Origin of the sequence: Mesorhizobium sp. M1334, assembly GCF_040317995.1 — a bacterium.
GTDB lineage: Bacteria > Pseudomonadota > Alphaproteobacteria > Rhizobiales > Rhizobiaceae > Mesorhizobium.
Genome location: NZ_JAMYLM010000004.1, coordinates 265,039 through 282,312 on the forward strand (window position 1 = coordinate 265,039; position 17,274 = coordinate 282,312).

The following is a 17,274-nucleotide window of genomic DNA, read 5'->3' on the forward strand; positions in this document are numbered from 1 at the left end:
CGAACAAATATTCAGCCGAACAGGGCGAGAAGCGCGATGAGAAGCGAGAAAATACCCAGCGCTTCGGTCACGGCGAAGCCGAAAATCAGACGGCCGAACTGGCCGTCGGCGGCCGACGGGTTGCGCAGCGCGCCCGCCAGATAGCTGCCGAAGATGTTGCCGAGGCCAACGCCCGCGCCGCCCATGCCGAGGCATGCGATGCCGGCGCCGATGTACTTTGCTGCTTCTGCGTCCATTTGTTCAACTCCTTTGGATCTAAAATTCCGTTGCGGTTCCATCCGGCGGCAATGCCGGAAACTCTAAATCAGTGCGAAGGGTGCAGGGCGTCGTTCAGATACATGCAGGTCAGCACGGCGAAGACGTAGGCCTGCAAAAGCGCCACGAGCAACTCCAGAGCCGTCAAAGCCACGGCCATCGCCAGCGGCAGGACCGAACCCGCAATGCCAAGCGTGCCGAGAGCGCTGAGGCTGACGACGAATCCCGAAAACACTTTCAGCGTGATGTGGCCGGCCAACATGTTGGCGAACAGACGAACCGAGAGGCTGACCGGGCGCGATACGAAGGAAATCACTTCGATCGGAACGACAAGCAACATCATCACGATGGGCACGCCTTTCGGCACGAACAGCTTCAGGAAGCCGAGACCGTGCTTCATGAAGCCGTAGACGACGACCGTTCCGATCACCAGCGCGGCGAGGCCGAAGGTGACGATAATATGGCTGGTGACGGTGAAGAAATACGGGAACAGGCCAAGCAGGTTGGCGACAAGCACGAACATGAACAGCGAGAACACGAACGGGAAGAACTTCATGCCCTGCGTGCCCGCGGCGTCCCTCAGCATGTTGCCGACAAATTCATAGGCCATTTCCGAGACCGACTGAAGGCGGCCCGGAACCAGGCTGCGGCTCGACGTGCTGAGGTAGAGAAACGCTGATGCGACAGCGACCGTCGCAAGCATGAACAGAGCCGAATTGGTGAAAGACAGGTCGTAGCCGCCGATGTGAATCGGAACGATCGGATGGATCTGGAACTGGTGGATCGGATCGACCTTGTCAGCAGCCACTTTAAATCCCCATCAAAGCCGCAGGCGGCTTCAGCATTCTGTTCAATGCGCCGGCATGCGGCGCCTCAATTCATTCTTTCGGATCGCGCGGTTTGTCGCCCGTTCCGAATTCCGACACAAGCCCGGCTGAACGCAGGACATTGAGCACGCCGGCGCCAAAACCCAGCAGCAGCCCGACTATCAGACCCCACGGCGATGTCCCCGCCACGCGATCGATAAACCAGCCGAGAGCCGCACCGACCACTATCCCGGCGATGAACTCGCTGGACAGCTTGAGCGCCTGGCCGTACCCGGCCACACTGCCCGTTTTCGCGTCGTCTTTCCCCTCGAGCCGACCCGGCCGCCTTGTCGCAAGCGATGCTTCAAGGTCGCGCCGGCGGCGCTCAAGATCGTCGTCGCGGATGTCGGCTTCATGCTGCTTGCCGCGGCCGGTTTTGCCGGTTCCGTCTGGCCCATTCTTGTCGGCCACGCAACCCCCCTGCCCGGTCAGACCGTCACCGTCCGTCCGCTTCTTAAAGTCGCCGGCAACATAGTTAGAGGGTCCGCGCCCGTCAAGCCACGGGCGGATCTTCAAGCTCAAGTATTTTTTCGTTATGAATCAGCTACTTGCCTGGGTGCGACATCGTGCCCGACGCGGTCTCCGGCGGGCTGCGGCCGAATCCCCACAGCGATGCGTCTTCCATCGGCCGCTCTCGCGGGAAAGATGCAAGGGCCGCCAGAGCGCTTAGCTCCAGCCGCCGCCATAGGTGCGGTAGAAGATATGCAGGCCGATCCTGGTCATTTTCTGCATCGTCCGCGCCCAGCCCGGATGGACGTAGTTGGCGTAATAATGGGTCGACGAGCCGACTTCCGGAATGAAGATCTTGCCGGCTGTGACGGCCATGGCGACATCCTGGGCGGTCTTGTAGGCAGCGGGGTTGTCGATCCGCTTCTTCCTGCCGTCGCAGGCGAAGGAAAACTGACAGCGGTTGAACCAGTTGTCGTTCTGGTAGACGACGCCGCAGATCGAGTTCGGATAGGCCGGGTTGCGGACACGGTTGAGGATGACCTGGGCGACGGCGGCCTGGCCGCGCACGGACTCGCCGCGCGCCTCGAAGTAGATGCCGTTGGCGAGACAGGCCTGCTCCGGTTTGGAAAAGACGCTCGCCGGCAGCGGCGTCTGCATCCAAGAATGATCGCCCTTGCTCAGCGGCGGAATGAAGCGGCCATCGTTCGGGTCCTCGTCCTGCAGCAAGGCCTCGAAAGGCGACGCCTTGGCGTAATCGGGGGCCGACGAGGCGTAGGCGGTCGCCAGCACGTCGGGATGATCGTTGTTGACCAGCGCGGCAAGCATCGCCGGCACGCCGGAATCCGGCTTCTTGTCGACACGCGTGTGGAAGGAGGCGGCGATCTGGATTTCCTTGCCTTTGATCTCGGGCTTGGCGAAGGCCATCCTCAGGCCGCTGTCCATGCTTGGGCGGAGCAGCGAGGAGGTTCGCTCGAAGATCGAGCCGGCGTTGAAGTTCTTCGGCGGCGAGACGGGCGAGACCTGGATGATGCGGCCCTTCTTGTCGGCACGCGTGATGCGGTTTTCGTCCGGCGTGGTGCCGGCGATGCCGCCCTTGCCGCGAAACGAGACGGCGCCGATGCCGGGCAGTTGCACGCCGGAGCCGGACAGCGAGCCGGTGCTGCTGGAATCGAGGAAGGGCATTTCGGCGGCGTGAACCGAGCCGGCGACGGATTTCTCGACATAGGCGTTCCAGCGGACGCTCGGCGCCTCCAGGCCGGAGACCAGGCTTGTCATGTCCTGATAGGCAGCGACCGTCGGAAAGCCGATCCAGATGCCAAGGCCAATAATAAACGGAGACAGGAAGGAACGCTTTTTCTCACCGGCGGCGGCGACAAGCCGCGTCAAAACACGTCGATGCACGGAACTCTCCAGAAACGCAACGGACCCCACTGGAGAGCTACAATGATGCATTAACCTTGATGGGGCGTTAACAGCTTAGAACGTTGTTTTCCCATCTCGTGTCGAAGTCAGGCGCTTTTGCGGCTGTCCGTTGGCGGAAGAAAGATCGGCCAGGCGATCAGCGCGCAAATAGCCGCACCCAGCCAGACGCCTGCCCACGAGCAGAGCACGAGAAGCCCGGGAATGGCGATCGGCACCAGGAAGAAGGCAATGAAGACCAGGCTGTTGGCAAGGCCGAGCGCCGTTCCGGCCTGGCTGGCGCCGGCCAGAGTCGCAAGCTCGGTGTAGGCGACGCCATGCCAGGAGGAGACGCAGATGCCGGCCACGACGAGCATCGCAACGATCGCCGGCGACAGCATCGGCGCTTGGCCTGACAAGTATTGGCCCGAAAACAAGACGAGCGCCGCAAGCACGGCGAAGGCGGCCACGCTCAGCATGCTGCACAGACGCAGGAACGACCGGCGGTTGCCGTGACGGTCGGTGTAGCGGCCGCTCCAGACGCGCATGACCATGGCGCCGACCTGCACGGCAGCCAGGCTGGCGCTGATCACGGCCGTTCCCATGCCGGCAAAATCATGCAGGAAGACGGAAGCAAAGGTGAGCACGGCCACCTGTGGGAAGCACAGCAGGCCGATGGCTGTCGCGATGCGCCAGACGGCCGGGTTGCGCAGCGGTGCCGGGCCGGCCGGCTTTGCCGCGCTGCTCGAATGGGCATGGTCGTGCGCCGGCGGCTGATGCAGCCAGCGCCAGGCGAGCGAGGTCGAGACGGCGGACGCAGCCGCCAGAAATCCGAAGACCGCCGTGAAGCCATGGGCCGAAGCGAGCGACGGCAGCACCAGCGCGCCAAGCCCGCCGCCAAGCGGCACCGCCGTCTGCCTGATGCTCATGGCAAAGCCACGCTCGCCTTCGCCAAACCAGGCCATGATGGCGCGGCCGCTGGAGCCGTTGACGCTGCCGCCGAGCAATCCGGTGACCAGCAGGGCAGCGGCGAGAAGCGCGACGCCGGGAATTTGGGCTGGTGACGGCACGACCAGCGCGGCCATGACGAGCAGCCACACCGCGGTTGCGCCGAGCCCGGTCAGCAGCACGCGGCGGTCGCCCCAGCGATCGGTCAGCAGCCCCCACGGCAATTCGCTCAGCGCCACGCCCAAGCCGAGAAGGCCAAGCGCCAGACCGAGCTCGCCATTGGAGAGATGATAGCCCGAGCGCAGGAACACGGCCGTGGCCGGAATGCCGGAGAATGTCGCGGAGAAGCAGGCATTGGCGGCGACGCCGATGCCCAGCACCTTCCAGCGATGATTGGGTCGAAGCGCCGCCTGCTCTGACAGGCTGGTAACGGCGGCCGGGCGACGCGTTTGCAATCTGCTCGTGTGGCGACAGCGGACATGGTTCAGCTCCTGCATGGGCTGGTTGCGTTCGGTTCTTGACGCGCTGTCTCTACCGCCATAATTTCGTACTGAAAATCAGGAAGTTTTTCACGTAATGTCCCAAATATCAGGATTATCGCTATGCGACGTGTGACATTCGATCTCGACGTTCTGCGCAGCTTCGTTACCGGCATGGAGCTGGGCAGCTTCGCCAAGGCCGCCGACCGGCTTGGCCGCTCGACCTCGGCAATCAGTGCGCAATTGAAGAAACTGGAGGAGCAGGCGGCGACGCCGATCTTCCGCAAATCTGGGCGTGGCCTGGCGCTGACGGACGCGGGCGAGACCATGCTCGGCTACGCGCGCCGGCTGATCGAGCTCAATGACGAGGCCGCGTCCGCCATCCATGATGTCGAGCTGGAGGGTTGGGTACGGCTTGGGCTACAGGAGGATTTCGGCGAGGCGGTGCTGCCGGAGGTGCTCGGGCGCTTCGCCCGCGCCCATCCCAAGGTCAAGATCGAGGCCAGGATCGCGCGCAGCCATGAGCTTGCCGAAAGGATCATTTCGGGCAGCCTCGATATCGCGCTTGCCTGGCACAATGGCGCGACGCTGCCCTACAGCCGGCATGTCGCCGGCGTCCAGATGCGCTGGATCGGCCCGGCAAAACAGATCGAGACCTGCCTGCGCGATGGCGAGCCGTTGCCGCTGGTGGCGCTCGAAGCGCCGTGCCTGCTGCGCAGCGTGGCGACCGAGACGCTGGACCGCGCCGGCCTGGCATGGCGGATGGCCTTCTCCAGCCCGAGCCTTGGCGGCATCTGGGCAGCCGTCGCCGCGGGGCTCGGACTGACGATCCGCACCGATATCGGCCTGCCGGCCAGCGTCAGGGCGATGACGCCGGAGATCGCCGGGCTGCCCGCCTTGCCCAAGATGGCGCTGTTCCTGCATCGCAAGGAGGCCGAGCCCGACCCGATAGCGGCGCGGCTTGGCGACATCCTGCTGCAGGCGGCGCTCGAAGCGTTGCCGGGAAGTGGCGACGCGGATGGTCTGAGGAAAGCGGCTTAGCGCAGACGAGCCGAAAGGGCCGCAGGGCGCTCCATAACTTAGTCGGTCGAAGAAGCAGTAATGCTGGCGATCCCTCGCGCGCCCCTCTGTCCTGCCGGATATCTCCCCCTCGAGGGCCGCTCGAGGGGGAGATTAGCAGCTTCGCCGTCCCACCCGTCTTTCGGCGTCGGAGATTGGCTAAAAGCGGAGGGAACGGCCAATCTCCCCCGGCCGGCGAACAGGTGTCCGAGGTGCGCAAGCGATGCGGATCGGCGCGCCGAGCATGTCGAAAGCCTCGCCTCTATGCTACCAACATGCTTACTTAACGCCCGTCATCGGCGAGCGGTCTCTTGTTTCAATGAGGTTTTTCGGTGACGTGCTGGTCCGGTCAGGGGATAATTCCCCGAGGGCCCCGGCGTAGCTGAATCTGGCGGGTACCGCAGCATTTCTTGAACTTCATACCTGAACCGCAAGGACATTGATCATTGCCGCCGCGCTGCAGCCGGCCGACCAGGGGCAGCAGCGCCGCGGAAGGCAGGAGCGCTGCCACAAGGGCAGCCAACTTGCCCGAGATTCCCGGTACGACGAGGCGACGACCGGATTTGAACGCTCGCCACGCCTGTTCGGCCACATACTGCGGATCCACCTTGGGCAAGATGTTGAAGAGCACCGTCTGATTGGCGCCTGACCTTTCGAGAAACTCCGTCGACACCGGGCCTGGTGCAACGCATGTGACCGTCACACCGGTTCGGCGCAATTCCTGGTGAAGCGCCTCTGAGAAGAAGCGCACGAAAGCTTTGCTAGCGAAGTACAGAGCCATATAAGGCCCGGGAACGAACCCGGCCACGGAACTGAGATTGAGCACCCCGCCCCGTCGGCGCGCCACCATTCCCGGCAGAAAATGGAGGGTCAGTTCTGTGAGGGAATGTATGTTGAGATCGATGATGCCGAGTTGACCATCAATAGGCAGCGCCGTCGTCGCGCCCCGCAGGCCATAGCCGGCGCTGTTGACCAGGACATCACAGACCAGGCCGTGTGCGGACAGAAAGCCCTCCAGGCGCGTTGGCGCATCGCCTGCCACGAGATCCAACTCGAGCGTGAATGCCTCGCCGCCCGCCTCCCTGACCTCAGACGCCGCGGCGGCCAAACCCTCAGGCGAGCGGGCAACCAGCACAACCGCACCGCGCTCCCTTGCAGCGACGCTCGCAATCGCCCGGCCAATTCCGCCCGAGCCGCCAATCACGACGATAGCTGGCCGGAATTCACAGTGCGAAATCACGTCGCGTTCCTCTGTCTTGCAGGAGCGGAAACACCTTGACCGAGCAGCACCACTTCATTGGCGACAGTGCCGTTCAGAATCTTTTCGAATCTCTCCAGTGCTCGTGCGACGTTCGCTCCATCCATGACCCGGTGATCGTAGTGGATGCGGACATTCACCGATCCGTCTTTGCCGATCGGACCGTAGTTTAGAAGGGTGGTCAGTGGTGTCAGCGGGTTGAGTGATTCCGCACCGAGACCAGAATAGACGGACAGTTGGAAGGTACCGAAGTAATTTGCCCTTTGCCGGGCGATGTTCAACCCTAGCCACATAAGCAGCCACCTGACTGGCGCGGGCGCACCTGCCATCCGCAAGGCACGCCGAAACTCCGGGACCTCCTGGATCGGCCGTGATCGAGCCGCGTGGATGGATCGCTCAAGTTCCGTGATGGAGTAGCGCTCCGGGCATTTGATGCAGCTCAGCAGAACGGCCGGCTCGCCATCATACTCGCGCTCGTGGGCAATCGAGGCTACGCTTGCCGGATACTCGTAAAGCTGCGGCCAGGGCAACTTGACATAGGCGCGCCGCAACTCCGGGATCTCTAGGGCAAGAAGCGCATACCCTTTCAGGAAGATCGCGGTCCACGAGGGCCTGGTCTGCTGCGCCATTCTAGCCCTTACGAGTGGGCCGAGATTCATCTGACGCTGCACCGCGACCCGTGGCACGCCGATCGAAAACCTCATCAGGTCGCCAACAAGGCGCCGGGGCGCGGAAAGCTTGAGGGCTCGGCCTCGCATAAAACGACCTCTAATAAAGATAAGGGAATATTCGCTTGGTCCTTTCCATATAGACACGGTATTGCGAGCCTAAATTCTCCAGCATCATACGCTCTTCCTTATCCACTCTCAGCAGGAAAAGGACTGCGAAACCAACCAAACCCGATATGCCCGCAACCCAGTTCGGCAGCAGAAAGAGCTGGCCGAGCCCCATAAGCAGGAAGGAGGTGTACATAGGGTGACGGACCAAGGCATATGGCCCGGCGCTGACCAGTTCATGCCGTTCGCGAATCTCGAGCGTAATCGACCAATTACGGCCAAGTTCCTTGTGGGATAAGCGAAAAATCCACAGCGCCGAGCAGAAGATGATGGTTCCGAGCGCCACCGACCACACGCTGGCCGGATGATCAGCCGCTGCGGGGATGCCGGTGGCGACATAGAAGCCAGGCAGGATCGCCAGGCCAAGGAGAGCCGATGCAAGCCCGACGGTGTCGGAACTTGAGCGGCCGCCAGCTACTATTCGCACGCGCCTTGCCCGGCGCTCGAAGGGATACCGGATCACGTACCAAGCGACGATGCCGATCACCCATATGATCTCGCCAAGTGAGGCTAAAGCAATGGTCACTTCAGGTCACCAGCGCCCTTTCTGCGATCGCGACTGTAGCAGCTGCCCCTGAGTATGGCCACTTCACCCATCGCCTCGATTTCGTCACCGGCCGACCTTCAGGCGCAGCGATCCTCTCCGAGTTAGTCCGCACACGCGAAAGCCGGAGGGGCAGTACCGATCGCATTCGGTCCCATTCATCCCTCGAATCTTGGTTATGTATTCATCTCCCGAAGCTCGGTTATGAATTGTTGCGGCCGGAGCTGAATGGCGGGAGTCTTATATCCCATGGAATGAGCGATGTCCGCCACGAAGCCGTTGCAGTTCAAGACCGTCGCCTGCCAGACATGCGAGCTCGCCTGCAGCTTGCGGATGTAGGCAACGACTTTGTCGTATTCGGCCCGGGTCAATATGATTTGCCAGCTTGCGGATCTGTATGGTTCTTCCAGATCACCGTCGCTCCACCCGGTTTCGGCTGGCACCGGCACGATATGGCCCAGAACATAGGGAACCGCACTGTTCGAAGCCGGGTGAAGGCCCGCGACTTGGGGATCGATCATTCTCCCGGCCCGGTCCAGGCGCCCAAAAACTGCGTAGGTGTGGCCGTAGCTTAGGGCGTAGCGGGAGCGGAACTCGATGAAGTACCGCTCGTCGTTTTTTTTAGGCGCAGCTCCGCCATCGGCATAAGATACGAAATTCGGCTGGGGCGGCAGGTCTTTCGTCTGACATGCCGCTGCCGGGAGGGCCACCAACGCCACAAGCAAGAGACGGCTACTTACAAGCGTCATCGCCGCGTCCATTCCCGAACTTCACAATGCACAGACCTAATAACGGCCTATGCCCGCCAACCGCGCCGTACGCTATGAAGCCGGCCAAAGCCCCGGCTGCGTATGTATGGGGAAGGGCTTGGCACCCTTCCCCATGCAAGCCGGTCCTTACTTAATCACTGGTTCTTCTACCGGAGCGGGTGCCGGAGCCTTACCCTTTCCTTTGCCGATCCAGTCGTTCGCGCAGCCGCTCAGGCTGGCAACGGCGAGCACAGCAACCATTGCAACCAATATCCTGTTCATCAAGCAATCCTTTCCCCGGGGGCGGAATAGCCTATAGAATCGCCACAACTAAAACGATATGCAGCCCCACCAAGTTAGCTGCGATCTACACCAACGCCTAGTGCAGAAATGACACAGTTGGCACCCAGTTGCCGGCGGCACCCTTGCGGTGACGTGCTGGCAGGTTCACCATCCAACGGAGATCAGGCCTGCCCACCATCAAACAACCACCACCGTCGTGCCCAAAGGAGTACGGTCGTAGAGGTCAATGACGTCGTCATTTATCATACGAATGCACCCGTTCGATACCGCTGTGCCTATCGTCCATGGCTCGTTTGTACCATGTATCCGGAAGTGGGTGTCGCGCCCGTCTTGATAGAGATAAAGGGCACGCGCACCAAGCGGGTTGTTTGGTCCGCCAGGGACCCCCCCTGCATACTTCACCAGGCGCGGCTTGCGCTGCATCATGCTGGCGGTGGGTGTCCACGACGGCCAGTCCGCCTTGCGGCCGACGGTCGCTGTACCCTTGAACGAAAGTCCCTGCTCGCCGACGCCAACGCCGTAGCGCGTCGCCCACCCGTCCGTCTCGACGGCATAGAGAAAGCGTTGCGAAGTATCGACGACGATCGTTCCGGCCGGCTCGTTTCCGTCGTACCGCACGTGCTGTCGTCGGTAACGAGGATTCAGGCCAAGCCTTGGTCCGAACGCGGATGAAATCGACGTACATCCGGAGACCATCAGAGCCAGACTACCCAGCACGAGCCCCCGGCGCGCAATGTGGTGTTCTTCCATTTGTACCTGCTAGGAAACTGGTCATCTACCGCCGCCCTCGTCTCTACCATTCCAAGGCCTGCGCGCCAAGTCTCGCTGTGTGGTGGCAAAATGAATTCACAGGATTGACAAGCGAATTGGAGCGAAACTTCTTGCGATAACCGTCTGCCTCTGTTCGGTTATGTCAAAATTGGCATAGGACAGAGACGATGAATCCTGGCTTCCATGGTAAAGTCGCGATTGTTACCGGCGCAGGCTCCGGAATAGGGGCGGCTGTTTCACGGCAACTCGCGCAAGAAGGAGCCGAGATTGTTGTCGCCGACCTTGATGCCGAGGCCGCGCACTGCAGAGCCGCCGAAATAAGCTCGCAAGGCGGCAGGGCCTACGACTTTGCGGTAGATGTCACGGATGCGGCAGCCGTGCAAAAGCTGATCGAGTTCACTGTCCAGAAATGCGGCGGACTGGATATGGCGGTAAACAATGCAGGTATCGACGGCATTCGAAAAGCAACGGCAGACTATCCGCTCGACAACTGGCACAAGCTGATAAACGTCAATCTAAATGGCGTTTTCTACAGCATGAAGTACGAAATCGCCGCGATGCTGGATCGAGGCGGAGGCGCCATCGTGAACATGTCCTCCGTTCTCGGTTCCGTCGGCTTGCCAACTGCGTCCGCTTACACGGCAGCGAAACACGGGGTCGTTGGATTAACCAAGGTTGCGGCGATTGAATATGCGAGGATGGGCATCCGGATCAATGTCGTCGGCCCCGGCTGGATCGAAACGCCTCTTTTATCGGAGCAAATGGAGGCATTAGCCAGCCGGCGCATGGCAGGTCTTCAGCCGATGGGCAGGCGCGGGAAACCGGAAGAGGTAGCGGCTCTTGTATGCTTCCTCTTGTCCGACCAGGCCAGCTTTATTACTGGCAGCTACCATCTGGTGGACGGAGCTTACACCGCCCATTAGGTGCAGAGGCGGCCCCCACTCGCGCCGGCCACCCTCAGGGCGATGACGCCGGAGATCGCCGGGCTGTCCGCCTTGCCCAAGATGGCGCTGTTCCTGCATCGCAAGGAGGCCGAGCCCGACCCGATAGCGGCGCGGCTTGGCGACATCCTGCTGCAGGCAGCACTGGAAGCGTTGCCGCAGACGCAATCGACGCCTGTCTTTCGCAACGTGGCGTAAAGGAGAAGCGGCGCTCAGCGGCGCTTCTTCGCCCTGTTGGCGAACGGGTTGTCCGAGGTGCGCAAGGCGATGCGGATCGGCACGCCAGGCATGTCGAAAGCCTCGCGCAGGCTGTTCGAAAGATAACGGACATAGGATTGCGGCATCGCGTCCGGCCGTGAGCAGGAGACGACGAAGCCCGGCGGCCGCGTCTTGGCCTGCGTGACATATTTGATCTTCAGCCGGCGTCCGGCAACCGCGGGTGGCGGATGATGCGCCAGAATGCCCTCCAGCCAGCGGTTGAGCTTGCCGGTTGAGACGCGGCTGTTCCAAACTCGATGCGTCCTGATGACAGCATCCATCAGCTTGTCGAGCCCGCGCCCGGTCTCGGCTGACACCGGCACCGCCTGCATGCCGCGCGCCTGCGGAAGAAGCCGCTCGGTTTTTTCGCGCAGCTCGGCCAGCAGCTCCTGGGGATGATCGACAAGGTCCCATTTGTTGAAGGCGATTACCGGGGCACGGCCCTCGCGGATAATCAGGTCGGCGATCTGCAGATCCTGCTTCTCGAAGGGAATAGTAGCATCGAGCACGATGATGACGATCTCGGCAAAGCGGATGGCGCGCAAGCCGTCCTGCACCGACATCACCTCGAGCTTTTCGTGGATCCTGGCCTTGCGGCGCATACCGGCGGTATCGAACAGTTTTAGCCGGCGGCCATGCCAGTCCCAGTCGACCGAGATGGAATCGCGAGTGATGCCGGCCTCAGGGCCGGTCAGCAGCCGCTCCTCGCCGATCAGCGCGTTGATCAGCGTCGACTTGCCGGCGTTGGGACGGCCGACGACGGCGATGCGCATCGGCTTGGTATCGTCATAGCTCGGCTCGGCGTCCGGGTCGGTGATGTCTTCGCCGATCAGCACCTCGCTGGCGGCGATCTCCTCCTCGCCGGCCTCTTCGTCCTCGCCGAAGGCGCGCGCCTCGCCCAGTGCGGCGATCACCGCATCGCGCAAATCGGGCAGGCCCTGGCCATGTTCGGCCGAGACCGGGATCGGCTCGCCAAGGCCGAGTTCCCAGGCCTCCAGCATGCCGCCCTGGGCGCCCCGCGCCTCGGCCTTGTTGGCCACGACGACAACCGGCTTGCCGGATTTGCGCACGATCTCGGCGAAGGTCTTGTCGTCGGGCATCAGCCCGGACTTGGCATCGATCGTGAAAAAGATCAGGTCGGCTTCGCGGATAGCGATCTCGGTCTGGGCGCGCATGCGGCCGGGCAGCGTCGAAGCAGCAGCATCTTCGAAGCCGGCGGTGTCGATCACGTCAAAATGCAGATCGTAGAGCTTTCCGGCATGGACGCGTCGATCGCGGGTGACGCCGGGCGTGTCGTCGACAAGCGCCAGCTTCCTTCCCACCAGCCGATTGAAAAGGGTCGATTTGCCGACGTTAGGCCGGCCGATGATGGCGACTTTGAAGGTCATCCGTTGTTACGATACACCGCCCGAGCCGCGGATCAGCTCGGACATCAACGTCGCCCGCTCGCGCGTGTTGCGCGGGGCGCCGTCGTCCGCGGCGATCTGGTCGAACAGCTTCAATGCATCCGCCGCCTTGCCTTCTTTCCAGGCGGCAAGGCCAAGCGCCTCGCGCGCCGTATGGCGCAGCGTGTTAGTCTCGGCGGTGAGCGACTCGACGCGGCTGGAGACATCGGCGAAAGAGCCGTGGTCGACCAGCAGCAGCGCAGCCCTGAGCCGCGCCATGTCGCGAATGCCCGAGGGGATCTTGGTGTCGGCGGCGACCTCGTCGAAATCCTTGACGGCGGCGTCGACGTCGCCCTTGTCCGCCTTGACGGTTGCCGCGCGCATACGGGCGAGAAGCGGATAGGCGCCGTAGCCGTCCTTCTCCAACGCCTCCAGAGCGGCAAGCGCCTCGTCGTTCTTGCCCTCATTGGCGAGCTTGAGCGCCTGCGAAAAAGCATCGCCCGAGCGGTTGGCGCGGGTCTCGTCCCAATAGCGGTAGCCAACGACAGCGGCAGTGCCGAGCACCACCAGCACGGCCAATACGAGCAAGGCGGGACCGAAACGGTCCCACAGCGCATGCGCCTGGTCGCGACGAATCTCTTCGTTGACTTCGCGGATAAAACTGTCGTCCGACATGGATCAAAACCATTCATGCCCCCGGCCGGGGCGGTTGATGAGCCCGCGTTTTAGCGAAATTTTGCCGGCATGGAAGGGGTTCGGCAGGAAAATCGCCCATTCACGAGGCAGCCACCGCCAACGGCGGCCGCACAGATCGATCGTATCCGTGCCATATTTCGCCGGTAGGCGGTGCTTCTACATTCCTTGATCTGGTCAAATGCCTTTGCCCCGTTTGTCCCGCGTTGTTGCGTTTTCGATTGCCGCGCTTGCTGCCGGCGCGGCTTTTGCCGACCCGCCGGCGGCGCCGGCAAAACCGAAGCAGACGGTCATCATCTCGTTCGACAGCGCCCGCGACATTTCGCAGTGGCAGCGCAGCCGGGCGCTGGCCGCGCGCACAGGTGCGCATTTCACCTATTTTGTCTCCTGCGTATTCCTGCTGTCACCCGAGACACGCAAGGAATACACCGCGCCGGGCAAAACGGCCGGCAAATCGAATATCGGCTTTGCCGCCTCCAAACAGGAAGTTGCCGAGCGGCTCGAACAGATCAACCTCGCCGCCAGGGAAGGCCACGACATCGGCAGCCATGGCTGCGGTCATTTCGATGGCAAGGACTGGAGCAAGGCCGACTGGCTGAGCGAGTTCGGCTCGTTCAAGCACATTCTCCAAAACGCCTATTCGATCAACGGCATTGCACCCGAACCGAAGGGTTGGCGCGATTTCGCAGGCAGGGCAGTGGTCGGGTTTCGCGCGCCCTACCTGTCGGCAAACAGGGCGCTTTACGAGGCGCTGCCCGCGGCCGGCTTCCTGCTTGACGCAAGCGGCGTTTCGCGTGGGCCGGTCGAGCCGCCGACCGTCAACGGCATCACGCGCTTTTCGCTGCCGCAGATCCCGGAAGGGCCGAGCTCAAGGCGGGTGATCGCCATGGATTACAATCTCTATGTCGGGCATTCCGGCGGCTTCGAGCGGCCGAGCATGGCGGAAGCGTTCGCCGACCGGACCTACCACGCCTTTCGCGCCGCCTTCGATGCGCAATACGAGGGCAAGCGCATTCCGCTGGAGCTCGGCTTTCACTTCACGTTGATGAATGACGGCGCCTACTGGAACGCGCTGGAACGCTTTGCCGGCGAGGTCTGCGTCAAGGCCGACGTCGAGTGCATCAGCTTTCGCGACTATGTTTCGCGGCGAGGCGAAAGACAGGCAGCGGTGGGCGGCTGAAGCCCATCGCCGCCCGCCGTCATCAGCTTGCCGGCTGGTCCTCAGGGCGCAAGCCGGCTTGCTCTCGTTCCAGATAATGCTGGTCGATGTCCGGAAGCGGTTCGCCCTTGATTGTGGCTTCGAAAGCGCGCAGGCGCTTGTGAACTGACAAGAGCTCGACGATTGTTGACCAGGAATTGACAAGGTACTGGAACGAGGTTGTCACCTGGCTGAACGCCGAATTTACCTGGTTTATAAGACCCAACGTCAAAGCTCCGGCGACCATCGACGGAGTCATCAGGAAAAGAGCAAATATGTTATTTAATTGCAAATACAGATAACGGACCACATTGAAATACACGTAGTGGAAATAGAGTCGGAAGTAATTGCGGCGCACGTTTCCGAACAACTCGGAAACGGTTGGCGGCTGCGCCCGGGACGAATCATCCTCACCGTAAACAAGTTCTTTGCGGTAGGCGGCTTCGACGCGCTGGTTGCGGAATTGTAAGCCAGGGAGCTTTATGCCAGCGCTGGCAATACACACGGTGCCAAAAATCGCCCAGAAGATCGCAGCTATAACCAGCGGCTGCGGCACCTGACCGACGAACGGCAACACGGTGATGTGCTTTGAGTAGGCTAGCAAAATCGGCATGAAGGCTATCAAGGTCATGATCGAGTCGATGAAGCTGGTTCCAAGATCTTCCATGATCTTGGAGAACCGCATCGTGTCTTCCTGTACGCGCTGGGAAGCTCCCTCGATATAGCGCAGCCTAGGCCAGTAAGACATGTAGTAGTCGTTCATCGCTGTACGCCACCGAAACACCCAATGGCTCACAAAGAAGTTTGTCAGAACGTATACAGTAACAGCCACCAGAGCGATGCCGAGGAAAGTTATTAACTGCGCATAAACATCATTCTCAGTGGCCTTCACACTTTTGCTGACAATGCCCTGAATAAGGTCCCAGAATGGCCCGTACCAGGCATTAATTGCGACACTCACCTGCACCTGAAAATAGGTCGTGAACAAGATCAGCGAAGAACCCAGGATTGACCAGCGATCCCACGGGTGCGGGGAGTACCAATGCCAGAAGGCGTAAAAGAGCAGCACGCCAAGTGTAAAGTAGATGTAGAACCAAATGAATGGAGGCGACCAGAAGACGGAAACGCCGATGATGGGCGCCGCGTCCGCTGCGAGGGGCGGCAATCCGATCAAGGCCCCCAGCTGGTCGCCACCAAGAAACCATACGGCCACCATGACCGCACTCCACAGGGCGGCCGAGATAAAAAAGAGCTTCGGCTGCGGGAAGAAGGATACAAACACTGTGACGAAATCCTCGCTCGATGCGCAAATCAGCGGCGTTGGTCAGCGGGCATAAAGTCACACATTAGTGGGAAAGAAAATGCCCGCTACCCAATGCCCGTCGTCGAGCAAGACCATAATCATGGCGATTTTGGCGCAGCCGACCAGGCGATCGCACCCGAGGTCAGCAGGACGGCGGCGGCCACGATCGAGGCAAGGAAAAAGTTACCTGAAGCCTGCGCAAGCAGCCCTGCGACGATCGGGCCGACGATCTGGCCAAGGCCGAAGGCGGCCGTCATCACCGCCAGCATCCGGCGTGGTGCTTGCGGGGCAAGCTGCCTGCCGGCCTGCAGGCCAAGCGCGGTGATGGCGATGAAGGTGCCGCCGACGAGAAGGCCGCCGAGCAGCGGCCCGGTGCGTCCGTCCATGACGACACTGGCGCTGACCCCGACCACCTCGACCAGACACCCCAGGGCATAGGTGGCGTAAAGCCCGATCCTGGCCGTAAGCTTCTGCCACAGCCAGACCGAGGGGAAACCGGCAAGGCCGGTGACCATCCAAACCACGGCCTCGAAGACCCGGCCGCCGCCGCCTTGCCGGACAATGGCGACCAGGAAGGTTGCCGTGACGATGTAGCCGAAGCCGAACAGGCCGTAGGCGACGATGATCTTCACCAGCGACCGGTGCTTCGGCAATGCCGGCTCGCTCCCGGTGATGCTGTTCGCGGCCGAGGTGCCGCCGGCCAGCAAGGCGACGGCGGCAAAGCCGCAGGCCGAAATCGCCGCGGACCACAGCCAGCCCGCCGCCCAGCCGGCATGTTCGGTAACGAGGAGCGCCAACAGCGCCGAGGACGTCGCGATGCCGAGACCGACACCGCCGAAATACAGCGCCTGCAGGTCGTTTCGCCCCGTCGCGACGAGATGACCGAAAACGATGCTGGTCATGAAGACCAGCACGAACGCACTGGCGAGGCCGGCAAGGAAGCGGATGAGGAGGAAGGCGGCCATCGTGCCGGTCAGGCCCATCAGCCCGGCGAGTATCGCAGTGGCGGCAAGGCCGGCCAGCATCAGCTGGCGCTCGCGGCCTTGCGCCCAGCCGCCGGTGGCGGCAAGCGCGCCGACGAGGTAGCCGAGATAATTGGCAGATGCGATCCAGCCGGCATCAGCCGGCGACAGGCCGAGCTCGTCCATCATGCCAGGCAGGATCGGCGTATAAACGAAGCGGCCGATGCCCATGGCGACGGCCAGGGCGATCATGCCGGCGATTGCCAGGCGCAAGGGCGAAGCGATGTTCATCGCGGTGCACAATAAGTGCGCCTGCTCGCGAGACAATCCGCCTTTTGTTGAGCCAGAAGGGGTTGCGCAGCCGCGTCGGCGGCTGGCTCGCCTGAGGTGCTTCGTTCAGGAGACTCTGCCGCAGCAGGTCCTCGTCAAGGCCGTCTCGTAGCGGGTACGACGCGCGGTCAGCCTGAACGGCATGTCGGCGAGTTCGCGCTCCGACATGGTGTCGAGCAGCGGATGCGACAGCGGATCGGTCACCCAGCTGGTGGCCTCGCTGACATGACGGTGTGGCTGCGTTCCGATCGGGGAAAAGGCTCCGAGCCATGACAAAATCTTCATCGG

General features: G+C 62.0%; 20 protein-coding genes. 4 read left to right on the forward strand and 16 right to left on the reverse strand.

From position 1 onward, the window contains the following. Nucleotides 1-11: 11 nt before the first annotated feature. From NKH17_RS10930 to NKH17_RS10950, 5 genes are all read right to left on the reverse strand, one after another. Nucleotides 12-236, reverse strand: coding sequence for a F0F1 ATP synthase subunit C (locus tag NKH17_RS10930; RefSeq protein WP_254820421.1), 225 nt, complete (start codon nt 234-236; stop codon nt 12-14). A gap of 68 nt (nt 237-304) precedes the next feature. After that, nucleotides 305-1,063: a F0F1 ATP synthase subunit A gene (locus NKH17_RS10935; RefSeq protein WP_352645472.1), complete on the reverse strand. Its 759-nt coding sequence runs from the start codon at nt 1,061-1,063 to the stop codon at nt 305-307. Nucleotides 1,064-1,133: 70 nt separating this feature from the next. After that, nucleotides 1,134-1,532: an AtpZ/AtpI family protein gene (locus NKH17_RS10940; RefSeq protein ID WP_352895855.1), complete on the reverse strand. Its 399-nt coding sequence runs from the start codon at nt 1,530-1,532 to the stop codon at nt 1,134-1,136. A gap of 255 nt (nt 1,533-1,787) precedes the next feature. Further along, nucleotides 1,788-2,972, reverse strand: coding sequence for a cell wall hydrolase (locus tag NKH17_RS10945; RefSeq protein WP_352645469.1), 1,185 nt, complete (start codon nt 2,970-2,972; stop codon nt 1,788-1,790). 107 nt (nt 2,973-3,079) lie between these two features. Further along, nucleotides 3,080-4,372 carry an MFS transporter gene (locus NKH17_RS10950; protein WP_352895858.1) on the reverse strand — a complete coding sequence of 431 codons (1,293 nt, stop codon included), beginning with the start codon at nt 4,370-4,372 and terminating at the stop codon, nt 3,080-3,082. A 147-nt stretch (nt 4,373-4,519) separates the two neighbouring features. On the opposite strand from NKH17_RS10950, the gene NKH17_RS10955 reads away from it, so the two are divergent. Further along, the gene (locus NKH17_RS10955; protein WP_352895861.1) at nt 4,520-5,437 is read left to right on the forward strand and encodes a LysR substrate-binding domain-containing protein; all 918 of its coding nucleotides are present in this window, start codon (nt 4,520-4,522) and stop codon (nt 5,435-5,437) included. Between the two features lie 367 nt (nt 5,438-5,804). On the opposite strand, the gene NKH17_RS10960 is transcribed toward NKH17_RS10955, so the two are convergent. The 6 genes from NKH17_RS10960 to NKH17_RS10985 all read right to left on the reverse strand — a co-directional run bounded on the left by NKH17_RS10960 (nt 5,805) and on the right by NKH17_RS10985 (nt 9,895). After that, a complete protein-coding gene (locus NKH17_RS10960; RefSeq protein ID WP_352895864.1) occupies nt 5,805-6,695 on the reverse strand; it encodes an SDR family NAD(P)-dependent oxidoreductase in 891 nt (296 codons plus the stop codon). Beyond that, nucleotides 6,692-7,471: a hypothetical protein gene (locus NKH17_RS10965; RefSeq protein ID WP_352645516.1), complete on the reverse strand. Its 780-nt coding sequence runs from the start codon at nt 7,469-7,471 to the stop codon at nt 6,692-6,694. The genes NKH17_RS10960 and NKH17_RS10965 overlap by 4 nt, the downstream gene beginning before the upstream one ends. 10 nt (nt 7,472-7,481) lie before the next feature. Beyond that, entirely contained in the window at nt 7,482-8,069 is a 588-nt protein-coding gene (locus NKH17_RS10970; protein WP_254820426.1) for a protein-S-isoprenylcysteine O-methyltransferase, read from the reverse strand. 200 nt (nt 8,070-8,269) lie between these two features. Beyond that, nucleotides 8,270-8,842 (reverse strand): hypothetical protein, encoded by a 573-nt coding sequence (locus tag NKH17_RS10975; RefSeq protein WP_352896043.1) that lies wholly within the window; start codon nt 8,840-8,842, stop codon nt 8,270-8,272. 147 nt (nt 8,843-8,989) lie between these two features. Further along, on the reverse strand, nt 8,990-9,124 hold the full coding sequence (locus NKH17_RS10980; protein ID WP_254820414.1) for an ABC transporter: 135 nt from the start codon (nt 9,122-9,124) through the stop codon (nt 8,990-8,992). Between the two features lie 198 nt (nt 9,125-9,322). Then, nucleotides 9,323-9,895 carry a L,D-transpeptidase gene (locus tag NKH17_RS10985; RefSeq protein ID WP_352476623.1) on the reverse strand — a complete coding sequence of 191 codons (573 nt, stop codon included), beginning with the start codon at nt 9,893-9,895 and terminating at the stop codon, nt 9,323-9,325. A gap of 188 nt (nt 9,896-10,083) precedes the next feature. On the opposite strand from NKH17_RS10985, the gene NKH17_RS10990 reads away from it, so the two are divergent. Continuing rightward, a complete protein-coding gene (locus tag NKH17_RS10990) occupies nt 10,084-10,839 on the forward strand; it encodes an SDR family NAD(P)-dependent oxidoreductase (RefSeq protein ID WP_352895868.1) in 756 nt (251 codons plus the stop codon). A gap of 42 nt (nt 10,840-10,881) precedes the next feature. Further along, nucleotides 10,882-11,055: a hypothetical protein gene (locus tag NKH17_RS10995; protein ID WP_352895870.1), complete on the forward strand. Its 174-nt coding sequence runs from the start codon at nt 10,882-10,884 to the stop codon at nt 11,053-11,055. A 14-nt stretch (nt 11,056-11,069) separates the two neighbouring features. On the opposite strand, the gene der is transcribed toward NKH17_RS10995, so the two are convergent. Together der and NKH17_RS11005 are read right to left on the reverse strand one after the other, a co-directional pair. After that, nucleotides 11,070-12,503, reverse strand: coding sequence for a ribosome biogenesis GTPase Der (gene der, locus NKH17_RS11000; protein WP_352895873.1), 1,434 nt, complete (start codon nt 12,501-12,503; stop codon nt 11,070-11,072). Nucleotides 12,504-12,509: 6 nt separating this feature from the next. Beyond that, entirely contained in the window at nt 12,510-13,175 is a 666-nt protein-coding gene (locus NKH17_RS11005) for a tetratricopeptide repeat protein (RefSeq protein WP_352895876.1), read from the reverse strand. A gap of 205 nt (nt 13,176-13,380) precedes the next feature. Here NKH17_RS11005 and NKH17_RS11010 point away from each other — a divergent pair, with 205 nt between their 5' ends. Then, nucleotides 13,381-14,373: a polysaccharide deacetylase family protein gene (locus tag NKH17_RS11010; RefSeq protein ID WP_352896046.1), complete on the forward strand. Its 993-nt coding sequence runs from the start codon at nt 13,381-13,383 to the stop codon at nt 14,371-14,373. A gap of 22 nt (nt 14,374-14,395) precedes the next feature. Here the strand turns inward: NKH17_RS11010 and sbmA are convergent, their stop codons facing one another. The 3 genes from sbmA to NKH17_RS11025 form a co-directional block, all read right to left on the reverse strand. Beyond that, nucleotides 14,396-15,673, reverse strand: coding sequence for a peptide antibiotic transporter SbmA (gene sbmA, locus NKH17_RS11015; RefSeq protein WP_352895879.1), 1,278 nt, complete (start codon nt 15,671-15,673; stop codon nt 14,396-14,398). A gap of 119 nt (nt 15,674-15,792) precedes the next feature. After that, nucleotides 15,793-16,947, reverse strand: a complete 1,155-nt coding sequence (locus NKH17_RS11020; protein ID WP_352895882.1) for a YbfB/YjiJ family MFS transporter — start codon at nt 16,945-16,947, stop codon at nt 15,793-15,795. Between the two features lie 105 nt (nt 16,948-17,052). Further along, the gene (locus tag NKH17_RS11025; protein WP_352895885.1) at nt 17,053-17,271 is read right to left on the reverse strand and encodes a hypothetical protein; all 219 of its coding nucleotides are present in this window, start codon (nt 17,269-17,271) and stop codon (nt 17,053-17,055) included. Between the last annotated feature and the right edge of the window lie 3 nt (nt 17,272-17,274).